The 2694-nt window shown below is 72.7% G+C and carries 3 protein-coding genes; all 3 read left to right on the forward strand.

Annotation, left to right across the window (positions count from 1 at the left end; genetic code table 11):
- The coding region (locus M6444_RS06165; protein ID WP_298324283.1) for an HAD-IC family P-type ATPase at positions 1 to 849 on the forward strand (849 nt) is incomplete at its 5' end.
- A gap of 1 nt (position 850) precedes the next feature.
- Positions 851 to 1126 (forward strand): metal-sensitive transcriptional regulator, encoded by a 276-nt coding sequence (locus tag M6444_RS06170; RefSeq protein ID WP_291751003.1) that lies wholly within the window; start codon positions 851 to 853, stop codon positions 1124 to 1126.
- Between the two features lie 20 nt (positions 1127 to 1146).
- A partial coding sequence (locus M6444_RS06175; RefSeq protein WP_298324289.1) for a heavy metal translocating P-type ATPase occupies positions 1147 to 2694 on the forward strand: 1548 nt, incomplete at its 3' end.

Genomic DNA, 2694 nt, shown 5'->3' on the forward strand with positions numbered 1-2694 from the left:
GAGCACCCCATCGCCGCAGCGATCTCCGCCGGCGCCCGCGAACGCGGCGGTGACCTGCCGCCCGTCGAGCAGTTCGTCAGCAGTCAGGGTCTCGGGGTCTCCGGTGTCGTCGAAGGGCACGCCGTCGCTGCGGGGCGTCCGACGTGGCTGGCGGCCGAGTGGAACGTGGAGCTGGGCGGCACGTTGCGCTCGGCGCTGGACGTCGCCGAGCAGCAGGGCCGGACCGTGGTCGCCGTGGCATGGGACGGGGCGGTGCGCGGCGTGCTGGTGGTCACCGACACGGTGAAGCCGACCAGCGCGGAGGCGATCGCCGGCCTGAAGCAGCTGGGCCTGCACCCGGTGCTGCTGACTGGCGACAACGAGCGCGCCGCCCGGGCGATCGCGGCAGAGGTGGGCATCGACGAGGTGATCGCGCAGGTGCTGCCGCAGGACAAGGTGGCTGTCGTCCGCGACCTGCAGGCTCGTGGCCGGGTGGTCGCGATGGTGGGCGACGGGGTGAACGACGCCGCCGCGCTCGCACAGTCCGACCTCGGCATCGCCATGGGCACCGGCACGGACGTCGCCATCGAGGCGAGCGACCTGACGGCCGTGCGCGGGGACCTGCGCGCGGCGGTGGACGCCGTCCGGCTCGCCCGCCGCACGCTCGCCACGATCAAGGGCAACCTGTTCTGGGCCTTCGCCTACAACGTGGCCGCGATCCCGCTGGCGGTGGCGGCCCTGCTCAATCCGTTGATCGCCGGAGCGGCGATGGCGTTCTCCTCGGTGTTCGTCGTGAGCAACAGCCTGCGGCTGCGGCGGTTCCGTGCCGTGTCCACCACGGCCCCGGTCGCGGCGGGCTCGGCAGGCTGACGTGGCCACGGAGACGGCCGAGGCCCAGCTGCGACGGTTGCGCCGCATCGAGGGGCAGGTGCGCGGGATCGCGGGGATGGTCGAGTCCGGTGCCTACTGCATCGACGTCCTCACGCAGGTCTCGGCCGCCTCCCGTGCCCTGCAGGCGGTGGCGCTCGGGTTGCTGGACGATCACATGAGCCACTGCCTGGTGGAGGCGGCACGGCACGGAGGCGAGCTGCAGGACCGGCGACTTCGTGAGGCATCCGAGGCGATCGCCCGCCTCGTGCGCAGCTGACAGAGCGAGAGGACGCAACGATGGCAGACCAGACGATCACGCTGCAGGTGGCCGGCATGCACGCGAGCGGCTCGACCGGAACGGTCGAACGACGGCTGGCGGCCCGGCCCGGGGTGCGGGCGGTGACCGCGAACGCCGTCGCTCAGACGGCGACGGTGACCTACGAGGCGGGCACGACCTCGGCGGCCGAGCTGGAGCAGTGGGTGCGCGAGTGCGGGTTCCACTGCGCGGGTCAGTCCGTCCCGGCGCACCTGTGCGACCCGCACGGTGAACCGGGACACCCCGGTGCACCGGTGCACGACACTCACGCGATGCACGACGCCCACGCCGCGTCCGGCCCGCGCGAAGGCCACGGGACGACGCCGACCATGTCGCCGCACGAGGCGATGGGTCACGGCGGTCACCACGGCGGCATGTCGATGGCGAGCATGGTCGCGGACATGCGTCGACGCTTCCTGGTCGCGGCGCTGCTGTCGGTGCCGATCGTGCTGTTCTCGCCGATCGGCCGGCAGGTGCTGGGGTTCTCCGTGGCGGCGCCGTTCGGGCTGCGGGACGACGTGGTGGCACTGCTGCTGTCCCTGCCGGTGGTGTTCTACTCCGCCTGGATCTTCTTCGACGGGGCCGTGTCCGCGCTGCGCGCCCGGACGCTGGACATGATGGTCCTGGTCGCCGTCGGCGTCGGCACCGGATGGGTCTACTCCGTCGTCGTCACCCTGACCGGCGGCGGGGACGTCTTCTACGAGGCGTCCACGGTGCTGACGGCATTCGTGCTCCTCGGGCACTGGCTGGAGATGCGCGCCCGCGGCGGCGCGAACGACGCCGTCCGAACTCTCCTCGAGCTCGCCCCGCCCAAGGCGGTCGTGCTGCGCGACGACCAGGAGGTCGAGGTTCCCACCGACCAGGTGCAGGTCGGTGACCTGCTGCTGATCCGCCCCGGAGCCAAGGTGCCGGTGGATGCCATGGTCGAGCAGGGCCGGTCGGAGCTGGACGAGTCCATGGTGACCGGCGAGAGCCTGCCGGTGGCCAAAGACGTGGGAGACGCCCTGGTCGGCGCGTCGATCAACACCACCGGGGCGCTGCGCGCCCGGGCCACCAAGGTCGGGGCGGACACGGCGCTCGCGCAGATCGTCAAGCTGGTCCAGGAGGCGCAGAACTCCAAGGCGCCCGGTCAGCGGCTGGCCGACCGGGCCGCGTTCTGGCTGGTGCTCGTCGCGTTGATCGGCGGCGGCCTGACGCTCGTCGTGTGGCTCGCGGCCGGTGCGGGGCTGCAGGCCGCGTTGCTGTTCGCCATCACCGTCGTGGTGATCACCTGCCCTGACGCCCTTGGCCTGGCGACGCCGACCGCGATCATGGTGGGCACCGGCCTCGGCGCGCACCGCGGCGTGCTGTTCAAGAGCGCCGGCGCCCTCGAGCAGCTGGCCCGGGTGCAGGCCGTCGTGATGGACAAGACCGGGACCCTGACGCTCGGTTCTCCAGCCGTCACCGACGTGCGGGCCTACGGCCTGGATGCGGACGCGGTGCTGCGACTGGCCGCCGCCGTCGAGCGCGAGTCCGAGCACCCGCTGGCC

This window comes from Haloactinopolyspora sp., assembly GCF_027324685.1.
In the GTDB taxonomy this organism is placed as follows: domain Bacteria; phylum Actinomycetota; class Actinomycetes; order Jiangellales; family Jiangellaceae; genus Haloactinopolyspora.